Below are 14,765 nucleotides of genomic sequence, written 5' to 3' on the forward strand. Positions count from 1 at the left end.
GTCGCTCCTCGGGGTCGTGGCACGACCCCGACGGTGTGGGGTCGCACGTTCCGACCATAGCCAGTCGGTGGGCGGCTCACCGCCGGGTCGAAACCGGAACGTCCGGGTATCGCAGCGCGGTGAGGCCCGCCTCGGCGGCGGCCTGCACGTTCTCCGGCCGATCATCGACGAAGGTGACCCGGTCGGCAGGCGCGCCGAGCCGGTGCAGCAGCGCCGCGAAGATCGCCGGATCGGGTTTGGTCAACGCCAGCCGGCAGCTGAACAGCCGGTGGTGGAACACCGCCGCCCAGTCGGCCGAGTCGATCGCCGTGGCGATGGACTCGGGGGCGTTGGACAGCAGCGCCAAGCCGTGTCCGTCGGCGGCAAGGCCGGTGACGAGTTCGACGGTACGCGGATTCAGCTGCGACCAGCTGGCGATGTCGGCCCGGTCCAGTTCGGCCACCAGCGGATCGTCGGCGGACAGCGGCCGACCGACCACGTGGCTCCAGTAGCGCTCGGCCGGCCAGCCGGCGTCGTAGGCGTCCCGGTGCCGCCAGTACCCCTCGTCGAAGGTGGCCTGCGGCAGCCCGGCCAGCTCGGCCATGGCGGCTACCGCGCCCGGCGGCTGCGGCAGCGAGATGACCTGGCCGTAGTCGAAAACCAACCAGTCCCGGACGGCACCGCTGGGCCCGCCGGTCACGACGCACCGTCCGCGCGCAGCGGGTAGATCTGGGCCTGCGCGGAGTCCGCCAGGGACCGGAGCACCGCGAGCACCTTGTCGGCGGGCATCGGCTTGAAGAAGTGGTAGCCCTGCGCGGCGGCGCAGCCGAGGGCGGCCAGGGTGGCCCGCTGGTCGGCAGTCTCCACGCCCTCGGCGACCACCCGCAGGCCCATCTCCCGGCCCAGCCGGACGGTGTGCCGCACGATGGCGGCATCGCGTGGCGAGTCGGCCATCCGGACCACGAAGGACCGGTCGACCTTCAGCTCGTCGACGGTGACCCGGGTCAGGAAGGCCAGCGAGGAGAACCCGGTGCCGAAGTCGTCGACGGCGAGCTGGACGCCCATCTCCCGGAGGCTGGCCAGCACCTCGTCGATGATCTCCAGCTCGCTCATCACCACCGTCTCGGTGATCTCCAGCACCAACCGGTGGGCCGGGACCTGGTGGCGGCGCAGCAGCTCGCCGATCTCGGCTGGCAGCTGCGGGTCGAGCAGGCTCCGGGCCGAGATGTTGACCGAGATCGGTACGTCGATGCCGTGTGCCGCCCACTCGGCGGCGGCCGACAACGCCCGGTCGACGACGTACCGGGTGAACGGGGCGAGCAGTTCACTGCCCTCGACCGCTCTGACGAAGTGGACCGGGGTGAGCCGGCCGCGCCGCGGATGCCGCCACCGGATCAGCGCCTCCACCCCGGTCGGCCCGCCGGTGGCGAGGTCGACCGCCGGTTGCAGGGCCAGTTCGAGCTGGTCGTCGACGTCCAGCGCGGCGCGCAGTTCGGCCAGCAGCGCAAGCTGATCAGTGTTGGCGGCGTCCTTCGCGCTGTCGTAGCCGGCGACGCTGCCGCCGATCGCCTTCGCATGGCTCATCGCGATGTTCGCCCGACGAAGCAGTTCATTCATGTCGGCGGTGCCGGCACCGGCGACCACTACGCCGAGTGCGCCTTCGACCGACATCCGCACACCGGCGACCTCGGTCGGCTCGGCCAGCATCGCGGTGATCTCGCGGGCCCGGCGCATCGCCACCGCGGTCGGCGAGGTCCGCTCGACGCAGCCGGCGGCAGCCGGGCTCAGCGACGTCAGGAGCAGGGCGAACTCGTCGTTGCCGAGCCGGCCGAGCAGCTCGCCGGGGCGGAGCCGGTCACTGAGCCGCCGGGCGGCGGACTGCAGCAGTTCGTCACCGGCGGCGTTACCCAGGGTGTCGTTGACCTCTTTGAAGCCCTTGATGTCGAGCAGCAGCAGAGCGACCGGATGGTCGTGCTCCAGCCGGTGCAGGGCGACGTCGCCCTTGGTGAGCAGCGCCGCCCGGTTGAGCAGCTCGGTCACCGGGTCGTGCATCGACCGGTGCATGGTCCGGTCGGTGAGGTGGCGCAGTGCCCGGTCGGTGGCAGCGTCGTGCAGGGCCGCGGCGAGCGCGTCACCGAAGGCCGAGAGCGCGTTGCGGTCCCGGGACCTCGGCATGGTGCTGGCCGGCAGGTGGATCCGCAGCTCACCGACGCCGGTCCGGCCGACCGTGAGCGGGTGGACGAGCATCTGGTCGGCTGCGTCGTCCGCAGCATCATCGTCCGCGAGGTCCTCAGCCGCCGCCACGGGGTCGACGGGGTCGGCCGGCGGCTCCGACCGGCGCAACCCGCCGTCGGCGTCGCCGACGTAGCGCCACAGCCTGCCGTCGACCTGCCGCACGTCGATCTCGACGCGTTCGGCGCCGAACAGGGTGAGCCCGCCAGCGACCCCCGCACCGACGACCGCCGGCTCGTCGAGCTGGTTGAGCGCCCGGGTCGCCCGGGCGAACTCCTGCCAGGCCCGACGTTCGTCCTCGACCCGCAGCCGGTGTCCGTAGGTCTGCTGCAGCAGCCACAGCACCGGGGGCAGCAGCAGCAGCCAACGCGGATCGTGGCCGAGCATCCCGACCGTGGCCAGCCCGACCAGGACGTTGCCGACGAACATCAGCAGCTTGTTGCGCAGCGCGTGCAGCAGGGTGGCGACGAACGGCCGGCCGTGCCGCAGCGACAGGGCGACCGTGGCCAGGGCGGCGGTGATCAGCAGATAGACCAGCCCGCCGAGGAGCATGGCGGCGGCGAGCAGCGGGGTGAGCTGCTGGGCGTACGGGTCGGCAACCGCCCGGGCGGCGACGCCGGCCGCCGCGACGGCGACGGTCAGCGACGCGGTGACCCGGAGAATCTCCGGCACCGTACGGGGCTCGGAGAAGATCGACAGTAGGGTCCAGGCGATGCCCACGCCGACGGCGGCGGCGGCGGGCAGCCAGCCGACCGGCAGGATGTAGAGGCCGACGATGAGGGCGGCCTCGCCCCAGGTGAAGCTGACCGTGCCGGTGCCGATGCGGAACCGCAGTCGGGCGAGTTGCGCGACGCCGAGCAGTGCCGCGACGATCGCGAAACCGGCCGGGGCCGGGAGAGCCGACGCCTGCCGAGCCGGCCCGGTGAGCAGCCCGATGGCGATGGTGGCGACGGCGGCCACCAGGACGGCGACGGTGAAGACGGGCAGCCGCCACTGGCCCCCGCCGTCAGGGGCTCCGGTCGCCGCTTCGTGCGCGGTCGCAGCCGGTTCCGGCCGCGCCGACGTCACGGGTCACTCCCGGTGACCGCCGAGCCGTGGACCGGTGCCCGGCGGGGGCGGCCGACCATGGTGAGTATCCCTCGCGTCCGTTCCGTACGACCAGGGACGACAGCTGTGCGATCCATGGTCGCCCCTTTCCGCGCGCGGTCGGAGGAACTGAAGGTCCCCGGCGGAAGGCTAAGCCAAAGCCGATTCCGGCAACAGGGGCCACTGGGCCGGTTTACCGGCGGGAGCCCACTGGAGGGGAGAAAAGTCCCTGGTGAGAGCGCATGTAAGCGGTTACAAAGGGGATCCTGGACGCGAGTCGCCTTCTGTCGGATCAAGGACATTGCGTTCGCCCGGCGCCGCCCCGCCGCCCGGCGCCGCGTCGTCGAACCGCTCGGGCAGCCGACGCAGCCGGGCGTTCATGTTCCGGATCAGCAACACCGTCGCGGCGGCGAGCAGCAGGAGCAGGAACAGCCCCATCGGCCCGGCCAGACCACCGCTGCGGGTGTCCCCGAAGTTGTTCACCGCCAGGACATGGACAGCACTCAGCACGATCGGACCCCTCTGCGTCGCCGACGTCGACTACACGGTACGCCCGGCGCATCAGGATCGGCCGAGCCCCTCACGAATCCCGGCAAAAAGGTCGGATTCCGGCTTCGGACTCTCGACGAACGACCGGACCAACTCGAAATCCTCGGTCGGCCAGGCCTGCCGCTGCACCTCCATCGGCACCTGGAACCAGAAGCCGTCCGGATCGACCTGAGTGGCGTGCGCGCGCAGCGCGTCGTCGCGGACCGGGAAGTAGTCGGCGCAGTCGACCCGGGTGGTGATCCGGTCGCCCTTGTCCGGACGATCCTCCCACCGGTCCATCCACTCCTGGTACGGCGACTCCCGACCGATCGCGAGCATCCCCTCGTGCAGCGCGAGAATCCGCGCCCTGGTGAAGCTCATGCAGTAGTACAGCTTCGACGGCTGCCACGGCTCACCACCGACACCCGGGTAGCGGGCCGGGTCACCGGCCGCTTCGAACGCGGCGACGCTCACCCGGTTGCACATGATGTGGTCCGGGTGCGGATAGCCGCCGTCCTCGTCATAGGTCGTCACCACGTGCGGACGAAACTCCCGCATCAACCGCACCAACGGCCCGGCCGCCTCCTCCAGCGGCTCCAGGGCGAAACACCCATCCGGCAGCGGCGGCAGCGGGTCACCCTCGGGCAGACCCGAGTCGACGAAGCCCAGCCAGGCCTGCTCGACGCCGAGGATCGCCCGGGCGGCGTCCATCTCGGCCCGGCGGATCTCGGCAATGTTCTCCCACACGTCCGGCCGGTCGAGTTTCGGGTTCAGCACACTGCCCCGCTCCCCGCCGGTGCAGGTCACCACCAGCACCTGGGCACCTTCCGCGACGTACCGGGCCATCGTCGCGGCACCCTTGCTGGACTCGTCGTCAGGATGGGCGTGCACCGCCATCAGACGCAGTTGCTCAGCCAACGAAAACGCTCCCTCATCCCGTGCCTGACATCCCCTGCCGGCGGCGTCCGGGCCCGGCTGCGACAATGGGCCCGTCGACCATTCTCGCCGACCCCACCGACACGTCCGCCAAGGAGTTCCGTCCCGGGTGACCGACACGTCCGCCACAACCGCACCGACCGCCGCCATGTTCCCACCCGGGCGGTACGGACGACGACGCGCGCCCCGAACGCGCCGGCCGTGGCTCGTCGCGCTGCTCACGGCGGTAGCGGTGCTGGTCGGGACGGCGATCGCCGGCCGGCTCTACACGCTCTACGGCGACCCGCTGCACCAGCCCGAGGTGATCACCTACACCGAGGCCACCGAGGACGGGATCACCATCGACTTCGCCGTCACGGTGCCCCCCGGCGGTGCGACGACCTGCCTGGTCAGGGCCCGGTCGCGGGACGGGGCGGAGGTGGGCCGGTCCGAGGTGACCATCCGGGCCGAACCGGGCGAACGACACGTCCGCACCACGTACCGGCTGGCCACCGAACGAGTCGCGTTCCTGGGCGAGGTGCCACGCTGCCGACCCGCCGGCTGACCAGCCGAGCGTGACCCTCGCCACACCCGCCGAGGCGGGTGGCGACCCGGCGGTCGGCACCCGGGCCGTTGCAACCCCGGCACCTCGGTGCGGATCGCTGGTACGTTGGTAGTTCGACCTCGACCGCCCGCAAGCCCACAAGGAGATCGTCTGTGTCCACGACCGACCGCGAGGCGCCCACCACCTGGCTGTCCCAGGACGCTTACGACCGGCTCCAGGCCGAGCTCAACGAGCTGATCGCCGGACGGACGGCGATGGCCGCCGAGATCAATGCCCGTCGGGAGGAAGGCGACCTGCGGGAGAACGGCGGGTACCATGCTGCCCGCGAGGAGCAGGGCAAGCAGGAGGCCAGGATCCGCTACCTGCAGGAGCTGCTGCGTACCGCCAAGGTCGGCGAGGCACCAGACGCGGACAGCGTCGCGCCCGGCACGGTCGTCACGATCCACTTTGATGACGATCCCGCCGACACCGAGACCTTCCTGCTCGGCTCCCGGGAGATCTCCTCGACGACCGAGCTGACCGTCTACAGCCCGGAGTCCGCGCTCGGTCAGGCCATTCTGGGCAGCCGGCAGGGTCAGACGGTGACCTACACCGCGCCGAGCGGCGCGGACATCAAGGTCACTGTCGACAAGTTCGAGCCCTTCGCCGGCTGAGTTGCGGCCGCCGCAGCGGCAGCGGGTCAGTAACCGAGGATGGGTCAGTCAGCGGCGGCGAACGCCACCTGGTAGCCGCGATCACGGAGCACCTCGACCAGCTCGGTCGAGTGCTCTGGGCCGCGGGTCTCCACCGACAGGCCGACCTGGACCTCACCCAACCGCAGGTGCGGGTTGCGCCGCTGATGATCGACGTCGACCACGTTCGCCCGCTGCTCGGCGATCAGTGCCAGCAGCGCGGCCAGCTCGCCAGGCCGGTCGCCGCACCGTACGGTGAATCGCAGATACCGGCCGGCGGCGGCCAGGCCGTACTCGATCACCCGCAACAGCAGCAACGGGTCGATGTTGCCGCCGGAGAGCACCGCGACCGTCGGGGTGGCCGGCCGCACCGCGCCGGACAACAGCGCTGCCACCGCGGCCGAGCCGGCCGGTTCGACCACCTGCTTGCCCCGCTCCAGCAACATCAGCAGCGCCCGCGACAGGTCCTCCTCGGAGACCGTCACGATCTCGTCGACCAACTTGCTGACGTGCGCGAACGTCAGGTCACCGGGGCGTCCCACGGCGATACCGTCGGCGATCGTACGGTAGTCGGCCAACCGCACCGGGGCACCGGCGGCCAGCGACGGTGGGTACGCGGCCGCGCTGTCCGCCTGCACGCCGATCACCCGTACGTCCGGGCGCAGTGCCTTGACCGCTACCGCGATCCCGGAGATCAACCCGCCGCCACCCACCGAAGTGACGATGGTGGTGACCTCCGGGCACTGCTCCAGGATCTCCAGCGCCACGGTGCCCTGACCGGCGATGACGTCCGGATGGTCGAACGGGTGGATGAGCACCGCACCGGTCCGGTCGGCGAACTCCCGGGCTGCGTCCAGCGCCTCGTCCACGGTGGTGCCGGCGAACTCGACCTCGGCACCGTACCCTCTGGTCGCGGCGACCTTCGGCAGCGGCGCGCCGGTCGGCATGAACACCGTCGCGCCGATGTCCAGCAGTCCGGCGGCGAGTGCCACGCCCTGGGCGTGGTTGCCGGCGCTGGCCGCGACCACCCCGCGCCGCCGCTGCCGCTCAGTCAGCCGGGAGATTCGCAGGTACGCGCCCCGCACCTTGTAGGAGCCGGCCCGCTGCAGGTTCTCGCACTTCAACCAGACCGGCCCGCCGAGCAGGGCGGTCAACGGGCGGGACGGCTCCAGCGGAGTCACCCGTACCACGTCCGCCAGGACGTCCCGGGCGGCGAGGACGTCCGGCAGTCCGACCAGTTCCGTCATATCGGGCTGTCCACTCTCGGCCACGACGGGGCGTGGCGGGGCCACGATGCCATAATCTCCAGCTGGCCGGCCACGGCGAGCAGCAACAGCTCCGAGCCGGGCGGCCCGACCAGCTGGATCCCGACCGGCAGGCCGTCCGGGCGCAGCCCGGCCGGCGCCACCAACGCGGGCAGTCCGGCCATGTTCCACGGCGCGGCGTACGGGGCGTACCGAACACAGCTCCACATGTTCGCCGCCCACGACCGGCGCGCCCAGCCGGTCGCGGCCGGCGGGGTGCCGGCCAGTGCCGGCGTCAGCAGCACGTCGGCTCGCTGGTCGGTGAAGAACCCGGTCATCCGGTCCCGCCAGGCGGTCCGGTCGGCCTCCCGCACGTACCCGCGCCGTTGTGCCCACCGGCCGAGCGCGACGTGCCGACGGGTCCGTGGCTGCAGGTCCCGGCCACCGGCCCGGCCGGCGGCGGCGTCCTCGGCCGCGGCGGCGAACCAGGTGGACAGTCCCCGCAGTCCCAGCGAGGCCGGATAGTGCAGCTCGGTGCCGCTCACATCGTGGCCGGCCTCGGTGAGCCGCCGCGACGTCGCCGCCACCGCGTCCCGGTTGGCCGCGTCGGCCCGCAGCCCCGCCACCGGCGAGGTGAGCGAGACCGCCACCCGCAGCCGGCCCGGCTGGACCAGCTTCTCCGGTCGCCGGCCGGCGAGCACCGCGAAGCCGGTGGCGGCGTCCGCCACGCAGGTCGTCAGGATGCCGTGCTCGGTGAGGCCGAACCAGTCCTCAGTGCCGAGCTGTCGCGGAACCACGTCGCGGCCGGGTTTGAGCCCGAGCAGGCCGCAGCAGGCGGCCGGGATCCGGATCGAGCCGAATCCGTCGTTGCCGTGCGCGATCGGCACCATGCCGCTGGCCACCGCCGCCGCCGCGCCGCCCGACGAACCGCCCGGGGTGCGTGACAGCTGCCAGGGGTTGCGGCTGGTCGCTGTGGCGTCGTCGGTGGTCGCCCAGAGCCCGAGCTCCGGCATCCGGGTCACCCCGACGACGACCGCGCCGGCACCGCGCATCCGGCGGACGATCTCGTGGTCGTGTTCGGCGACCGGGGTCCGCGCGGCGGCCGATCCGCGCCAGGTCGGCAGCCCGGCGACCGGGGTGTTCTCCTTGATCGCCACCGGCACCCCGGCCAGCGGCAGGTTCGCCAGGTCCTCCTGCTCGTCGACCTTCTCCGCTTCGACGATGGCCTCGCCGCCACGGACCGCGCGGAAGGCGGACAGCTCCGGGTCGGCCCGGGCGATGTGGTCGAGATGATCGGCAACGACCCGGGTCGCCGAGGTGTCACCCCGGCGTACGGCCCGGGCGATCTGCCGGGCGGTGGTCCCGACCCAGGTCGGTACGATGTCGTGCACGGCACCTCCAGGCAGCCGGTACGCGGTTCGCGTCGCTGTGCGGACCCGTCGCCGGACCCGCCCGGGTGTCGGGCCGGCCCGCAGTGGGCCCGCCCGTCGGATCTCGCCGACGGATCCTCAGCCGAGCGCCTGATCCAGGTCGGCCAGCAGGTCGTCCACGGTTTCGATTCCGACAGACAGTCGCACGAGATCGCCGGGGACTTCAAGAGGCGAGCCGGCGGCGCTCGCGTGGGTCATCCGTCCAGGATGTTCGATCAACGATTCGACCCCGCCGAGCGATTCGGCGAGGACGAACAGTCGGGCCCGGTTGCAGATCCGCACCGCTTCCGCCGCCCCACCGGCCACCCGGAACGAGACCATCCCACCGAACCGGCGCATCTGCTTGGCCGCCGTCTCGTGGCCGGGGTGGTCGCGGTGTCCGGGGTAGAGCACCTGGCGTACCGCCGGGTGCTGGTCGAGGAATTCGACGACCCGTTCGGCGTTGTCGCAGTGCCGCTCCATCCGTACGCCCAGGGTCTTGATTCCGCGCAGGGTGAGCCAGGCGTCGAAGGGTCCGTTGACCGCGCCCATGGCATTCTGGTGGAAGGCCAGCTCGGCGGCGAGTTCCGGATCGTCGGCGACCAGCGCGCCACCGACCACGTCGGAGTGTCCACCGAGATATTTGGTGGTGGAGTGGACCACCACGTCGGCGCCGAGCGCCAGCGGCTGCTGCAGGTACGGCGAGGCGAAGGTGTTGTCCACCACGAGCCGCGCCGCGACGTCGCGGGCCAGGGCGGCCAGCCCGGCGATGTCGGCGATGCCGAGCAGCGGGTTCGTCGGGGTTTCCGCCCAGATCATCCGGGTACGGCCGGGTTGTACCGCAGCCCGGACCGCGTCGACGTCGGAGATCCGCGCGGCGGTCCAGGCCAGTCCCCAGCGTTCGGCGACCTTGGCGAACAGACGGAACGTGCCGCCGTACGCGTCGTCCGGGATGATCACGTGGTCGCCGGGCCGGCAGACGGTACGCAGCAGCGTGTCCTCAGCCGCCAGACCGCTGGCGAAGGCGAGCCCGGTCCGGCCCCCCTCGATCGCGGCCAGGCATTCCTGCAGCGCGTCCCGGGTCGGGTTGGCCGACCGGCTGTACTCGTAGCCCGACCGGGGCACACCCACCTCGTCCTGAGCGTACGTGCTGGTCTGGTAGATCGGCGGCACGACCGCCCCGGTCCGGGCCTCCGGCTCCTGCCCGGCGTGGATGGCGACCGTGTCGAACCCGTATGTCATGGCACGAGGCTAGGCCATCGCTCCGAGCGCCACCGCCGGTGGGACGGATGCCCACCCGACCTGCGGGTACCCCGGCGGGAACGAGCCGGCCCCCGCCGGTGTTGTCCGAGAGGCCACGAACGAGAGGAGTCGCACGGTGTTCCTGCGACCGATGAAAGCGAATCTGCCCGAACCTGGGCAGGCCCTGCCCGGCCGGGACCGGCCGATACCGGTGGCGGACCGGCACGCGGTGCTCGGTACGCCGCTGACCGGCCCGTGGCCGGCCGGTACCCGGGTGGCGGTCTTCGGGATGGGCTGCTTCTGGGGAGCCGAACGGCTGTTCTGGCGACTGCCCGGGGTCGTGTCGACCTCGGTCGGGTACGCCGGCGGCGAGACGCCGAACCCCACGTACGAGGAGGTGTGCTCCGGCGGGACGGGGCACGCCGAGGTCGTCCAGGTGGTTTACGACCCGGCCCGGATCGGCTACGCCGACCTGCTGAAGGTGTTCTGGGAGAACCACGACCCGACGCAGGGCATGCGTCAGGGCAACGACGTCGGTACGCAGTACCGGTCGACGATCTACACCACCGACGCCGAGCAGGCGACCGAGGCCGCCGATTCCCGGGCCGCATTCGCTCCGGTGGTGGCCGCGGCCGGCCGGGACGGGATCACCACGGAGATCCGGCCGCTCGGCGAGTACTACTACGCCGAGAATTACCACCAGCAGTACCTGCACAAGAACCCGGGTGGTTACTGCAACCACGGGCCGAACGGGATGACCTGCCCGGTGGGCGTCGCCCGCAGCGCCGACTGAGCCGCCGCCGACACTGACCCGCAGCCGGCCGCCGCCGATCAGGCGGCGGCCCGCTCCACCTCCCGCAGCATCAACCGCAGCGACTGACTGTGCTTGGCCGGTGGCAGACTCGCCAGCGCCGACCGGGCGTGCCGCAGCCCTTCGACGCGGTCACCCGACTTGACCAGCATCAGCCCACGGTGCAGCTCGATGTGGGTGGCGAACCGGGCCAGGCTGGCCGGCCGGGTCCGGACCGCCCACTCCTGGGCGTCGACCGCGGCCGGGTCGCCGAGGCGGGCGAGCAGCATGCTGGTGAAGATCGCCATCCGCCACTCGGGCACGGCGAAGTCGGAGATCTGCTCGGCGGAGCCGGTCTGGTCGAAGACCCGGCGGGCCTCGTCCAGGTGTGTCAATGCGCTGATCCGGTCGCCACGGACGCCGGCGACGTGCGCCTTGGCCATCAACGCGTTGAGCCGCCCGAGCGATGGTCGGTCAGTCAGCGCGAGGGCCTGATCGGCCAGGTCCTGCGCGACCGTGAGGGCAGCACCCTCGTAGCCGAGGGCCAGCGCGGCGCGGCCGCGGACCCAGACTTGCACGGTCCGGTCGCCGCTGCGATCCGCGCTGACCGCGGCAAGTCGGTACCACCGGACGGCTTCCTGCGCCATCCCGGTGGTCTTGCCGTAGACGCTGAGGAAACGGGCGGCCAGCCCCCACATCACCGGAGTGCCGAGCTGCTGTTGCAGCACGACGAGGTCACTGGCAATCCGGTCCTGCAGCTCACCGGCGCCGACCGACATGTAGTCCCGGCCGAGATTGGCGGCGCGATCCTGCCACTGTTCCTCGGCCGCCGGGTCGCCGAGCGCCGCGGTGAAGCCGCGATGGATCAACTCGGAGACGGCGGCCGGTGCCACCACCGCGGCGGCGAGCCCGGTGATCAGGCCCCGACGTTGCATATGGTCCCCCAAGACCTGCTCGTAGGCGGTCACCACGTCGGCCGTCGCTGTCCGCCGCCCCGCCTCGACGTTCGACAGGTGGCCCTTGCTGAAGTGGCTCAGCGCGGCCATTTTCGCCAAGCTGACACCAGCGGATTCCCGGGCCTTCCTCAGGGTCTCACCCGTATCGCTCATATTCCGCCTGCCCACCTGTATTGAAGACCTTCTGAAAACCCAGCCGCGCTTTTCCTGACCTTCGACTGCCCCTGACTCTATTGGCCAGAGGCCGCGGGGATGGCGCGTGGACGCGTTGGACCGAACCTCCACCGACTCGGCGTAACGGCCCGCCGACCTCGCGGCCCATCGACCAGCATGCCAGTGACAGGCCACCATGTGCACCAACGATCTGGGATCCGGTACACCATACGGCAAAGACGATGGCAGATGTCGACCGCGCTGGACAAGTCCGGGCCGACTTCATCCGATCTCCAGTGAGGTGATACCCGAGACTAAGACCTTAATCAATTATTGTCATTAACCACTCAAAGTAAGTGCAGAGTAACTATTCGTCACCGTCGGTGATGGCCGGCCCAGCCCGGCCGAGGTCCACGCCGTCGCCTCGGCCGAGCTGGTCCGCGCCGTCGCCTCGGCCGGCGGCAAAAATCGTTGCCGGCCGCCGCGCCAGCCGGCTAGCGTGGCCGTACACGGGAAAGGAGGTGGTCCAGCGTTGTATAGCTATAGGACTCGTGAGGTGGCTGCCCGCTAGCCGCTGTCCTTGACAGCTCCGATCGTCGAGACCGTGTGGCAGCGGTGCGGCGAATCCACGACAGCCACCCGACCCCCGGGGTGCCGGCCCAGTCCAGCCGGCCCGCGTCGAAGACGCGGAAGCCCCGGGGGTCGTTTCATGCCGGTAGGCTCGGCCGGATGGCGGTCACCCTGCGCTCGGCCATCCTCGACGACATCGCCCCGGTCGGTCACCTGCACCACCGGTCCCGGCTCAGCGCGTACCAGGGCATCGTGCCGGATGCCGCGCTGGAGACCTACGGCGCCGACGTCACGGCGCGGTGGTGGGTCGAGCGGTGGAGCCACGAACGCGACACGCACCGGCTCACGGTCGCCGAACATCAGGGGCGGCTGATCGGGTTCACCTACGTCGGGCCGCACGAGGACGGCGAGCCGGCCACCGCTGAGCTGTACGCGATCCACGTCGACCCCGAGCACCAGGGCTGCGGTGTCGGCCGGGCGCTGATCCGCGACGCGCTGGGCACGATGCGCGAGCGCCGGTGCCAGCGCGCGGTGCTCTGGGTGTACGCGGCCAACCACCGGGCCCGAAACTTCTACGAAGCGGGCGGCTGGCACCCGGACGGGGTCCGCCGGGACGGCTGGCTCGGGCCGGTGTCGACTCCGCAGTTGCGTTACGCGCGTGACCTCACGGTCGCCGCAGCTGAGCCGGTGACACCGACCGCCGCAGCGGGCTGACCGGCCGCGCCGCCGCAGCGGGCTGAAGCCGGGCGAGAGTACGGGACCGCTGCTGCGGGGGTTCCGTCCAGCCCCGCACTCTCGCCCGGCACTGCCCGCCCTAACCGGGGGAAAACGCCTGGCCGAAGGCGCTCAACCGGCGGAGGCGTGCCGGTTGATCGGTGTGGGCGGGCAACAGTGCGGGACCCCGGGATGCTGGCGGGCGCCCAGGGTCACCGCAGTGGTGAAGCACCATGGTCGGCTGCCCCGGTGGCGGACCGTGCCGGGGCAGCGCTTCCATGGCTCTAGTCAACCCCAGTCGCCAGCGATCAACCGGACACATTGTGCGACTATCGGCCGGACTTTCCCAGGTTTGCCAGCAGGTCCTGGCGGGTGATCACCCCACGTGGTTTGCCGTCAACCAACACCAGGGCCGCGTCGGTGCCGGCCAGCAGCGCCACCGCGTCGCGTACCGGCTGGCCACCGCCCACCATGGGCAGCGGCTGCGCCATGTGCCGCTCGATCGTGTCGTGCAGCTGCGCCTTGCCGCTGAACAGCGCGTCCAGCAGATCCCGCTCGGCGATCGACCCGGCCACCTCGCCGGTCACCACCGGCGGCTCCGCCTTGAGCACCGGCAGCTGCGAGATGCCGTACTCGCGCATGTAGTCGATCGCGTCCCGGATCGTCTCGGTCGGGTGCACGTGCACCAGCTCCGGCAGGCCGCCCGGCTTCGCCGCCAGCACGTCGCCGACCGTTGGCTCGGCCGCCTCTACCCCCAGGAACCCGTACCGGGCCATCCACTCGTCGTTGAAGATCTTCGACAGGTAGCCGCGTCCGCCGTCCGGCAGCAGCACCACAACCACGTCGTCCGGACCGGCCCGGCGGGCCACCCGCAACGCCGCCGCGACCGCCATCCCGCACGAGCCACCGACCAGCAGCCCTTCCTCCCGGGCCAGCCGCCGGGTCAACTCGAAGGACTCCTGGTCGGAGACCTCCACGATCTCGTCACAGACCGACCGGTCGTAGGTCTGCGGCCAGAAGTCCTCCCCCACCCCTTCAACCAGGTACGGCCGCCCTGACCCGCCGGAGTAGACCGAGCCCTCCGGGTCGGCGCCGACCACCCGTACCGCACCGCCGGACGCCTCCTTCAGGTAGCGGCCCACCCCGGAGATGGTCCCTCCGGTGCCCACCCCGGCGACGAAATGGGTGATTCGCCCCTCGGTCTGTGTCCACAACTCCGGCCCGGTGCCTTCGTAGTGCGACTGCGGATTCGCCGGGTTCGCGTACTGGTCCGGTTTCCACGCGCCGGGAATCTCCGCCGCCAGTCGGTCGGACACCTGGTAGTACGAGCGGGGATCCTCCGGCGCGACCGCCGTCGGACAGACGACCACCTCGGCACCGTACGCCCGGAGCACGTTCTGCTTGTCCTCGCTGACCTTGTCGGGACAGACGAAGACGCACGAATAGCCGCGCAGCTGCGCGACGAGCGCCAGGCCGACGCCGGTGTTCCCGCTGGTCGGCTCGACGATCGTGCCGCCGGGCCGGAGCAGCCCGGCCTGTTCGGCGGCCTCGACCATCCGCAGCGCGATCCGGTCCTTCACCGAGCCGCCCGGGTTGAAGTACTCGACCTTGGCCAGCACCGTCGCGGAGATCCCCGCGGTGACGTTGCGCAGCCGCACCAGCGGGGTGTCGCCGATGAGATCGACAACGCTGTCGTGGTAACGCACCTCGT

13 protein-coding genes are annotated in these 14,765 nt (G+C 71.5%); 4 read left to right on the forward strand and 9 right to left on the reverse strand.

Features of this window, described 5'->3' with window-relative positions; genetic code table 11:
- Positions 1-76: 76 nt before the first annotated feature.
- From O7610_RS17235 to mca, 4 genes are all read right to left on the reverse strand, one after another.
- On the reverse strand, positions 77-679 hold the full coding sequence (locus tag O7610_RS17235; RefSeq protein WP_281551757.1) for an HAD family hydrolase: 603 nt from the start codon (positions 677-679) through the stop codon (positions 77-79).
- Positions 676-3,279, reverse strand: coding sequence for a putative bifunctional diguanylate cyclase/phosphodiesterase (locus O7610_RS17240; protein ID WP_502959031.1), 2,604 nt, complete (start codon positions 3,277-3,279; stop codon positions 676-678). The genes O7610_RS17235 and O7610_RS17240 overlap by 4 nt, the downstream gene beginning before the upstream one ends.
- A gap of 270 nt (positions 3,280-3,549) precedes the next feature.
- On the reverse strand, positions 3,550-3,807 hold the full coding sequence (locus O7610_RS17245; protein ID WP_281555822.1) for a hypothetical protein: 258 nt from the start codon (positions 3,805-3,807) through the stop codon (positions 3,550-3,552).
- Positions 3,808-3,858: 51 nt separating this feature from the next.
- Positions 3,859-4,743 (reverse strand): mycothiol conjugate amidase Mca, encoded by an 885-nt coding sequence (gene mca, locus O7610_RS17250; RefSeq protein ID WP_281551758.1) that lies wholly within the window; start codon positions 4,741-4,743, stop codon positions 3,859-3,861.
- 127 nt (positions 4,744-4,870) lie between these two features.
- On the opposite strand from mca, the gene O7610_RS17255 reads away from it, so the two are divergent.
- Together O7610_RS17255 and greA are read left to right on the forward strand one after the other, a co-directional pair.
- Positions 4,871-5,305, forward strand: a complete 435-nt coding sequence (locus O7610_RS17255) for a DUF4307 domain-containing protein (RefSeq protein WP_281551759.1) — start codon at positions 4,871-4,873, stop codon at positions 5,303-5,305.
- 152 nt (positions 5,306-5,457) lie between these two features.
- The gene (gene greA / locus O7610_RS17260) at positions 5,458-5,958 is read left to right on the forward strand and encodes a transcription elongation factor GreA (protein WP_278173899.1); all 501 of its coding nucleotides are present in this window, start codon (positions 5,458-5,460) and stop codon (positions 5,956-5,958) included.
- Between the two features lie 44 nt (positions 5,959-6,002).
- Here the strand turns inward: greA and ilvA are convergent, their stop codons facing one another.
- The 3 genes from ilvA to O7610_RS17275 form a co-directional block, all read right to left on the reverse strand.
- On the reverse strand, positions 6,003-7,223 hold the full coding sequence (gene ilvA, locus O7610_RS17265) for a threonine ammonia-lyase (protein ID WP_281551760.1): 1,221 nt from the start codon (positions 7,221-7,223) through the stop codon (positions 6,003-6,005).
- Positions 7,220-8,611, reverse strand: coding sequence for an amidase (locus O7610_RS17270; RefSeq protein WP_281551761.1), 1,392 nt, complete (start codon positions 8,609-8,611; stop codon positions 7,220-7,222). Before O7610_RS17270 ends, ilvA begins: the two co-directional genes overlap by 4 nt.
- 117 nt (positions 8,612-8,728) lie before the next feature.
- On the reverse strand, positions 8,729-9,871 hold the full coding sequence (locus O7610_RS17275) for a cystathionine gamma-synthase (protein ID WP_281551762.1): 1,143 nt from the start codon (positions 9,869-9,871) through the stop codon (positions 8,729-8,731).
- Positions 9,872-10,007: 136 nt separating this feature from the next.
- On the opposite strand from O7610_RS17275, the gene msrA reads away from it, so the two are divergent.
- Positions 10,008-10,664 carry a peptide-methionine (S)-S-oxide reductase MsrA gene (gene msrA, locus O7610_RS17280; protein ID WP_281551763.1) on the forward strand — a complete coding sequence of 219 codons (657 nt, stop codon included), beginning with the start codon at positions 10,008-10,010 and terminating at the stop codon, positions 10,662-10,664.
- A 38-nt stretch (positions 10,665-10,702) separates the two neighbouring features.
- Here the strand turns inward: msrA and O7610_RS17285 are convergent, their stop codons facing one another.
- Complete coding sequence (locus O7610_RS17285; protein WP_281551764.1) at positions 10,703-11,770, reverse strand: helix-turn-helix domain-containing protein; 1,068 nt, start codon at positions 11,768-11,770, stop codon at positions 10,703-10,705.
- Between the two features lie 729 nt (positions 11,771-12,499).
- On the opposite strand from O7610_RS17285, the gene O7610_RS17290 reads away from it, so the two are divergent.
- Positions 12,500-13,054 (forward strand): GNAT family N-acetyltransferase, encoded by a 555-nt coding sequence (locus tag O7610_RS17290; RefSeq protein WP_281551765.1) that lies wholly within the window; start codon positions 12,500-12,502, stop codon positions 13,052-13,054.
- A gap of 329 nt (positions 13,055-13,383) precedes the next feature.
- Here the strand turns inward: O7610_RS17290 and O7610_RS17295 are convergent, their stop codons facing one another.
- Complete coding sequence (locus tag O7610_RS17295) at positions 13,384-14,760, reverse strand: cystathionine beta-synthase (protein ID WP_281551766.1); 1,377 nt, start codon at positions 14,758-14,760, stop codon at positions 13,384-13,386.
- Positions 14,761-14,765: the final 5 nt, after the last annotated feature.

This window comes from Solwaraspora sp. WMMA2065, from assembly GCF_030345075.1.
Lineage (GTDB): Bacteria > Actinomycetota > Actinomycetes > Mycobacteriales > Micromonosporaceae > Micromonospora_E.

Excerpts from the sequence above, each read along its gene's own strand:
- O7610_RS17285 (WP_281551764.1), bottom strand. The coding sequence starts at position 11,770 with ATGAGCGATACGGGTGAGACCCTGAGGAAGGCCCGGGAATCCGCTGGT.
- ilvA (WP_281551760.1), bottom strand. The coding sequence starts at position 7,223 with ATGACGGAACTGGTCGGACTGCCGGACGTCCTCGCCGCCCGGGACGTC.
- O7610_RS17290 (WP_281551765.1), top strand. The coding sequence starts at position 12,500 with ATGGCGGTCACCCTGCGCTCGGCCATCCTCGACGACATCGCCCCGGTC.
- O7610_RS17275 (WP_281551762.1), bottom strand. The coding sequence starts at position 9,871 with ATGACATACGGGTTCGACACGGTCGCCATCCACGCCGGGCAGGAGCCG.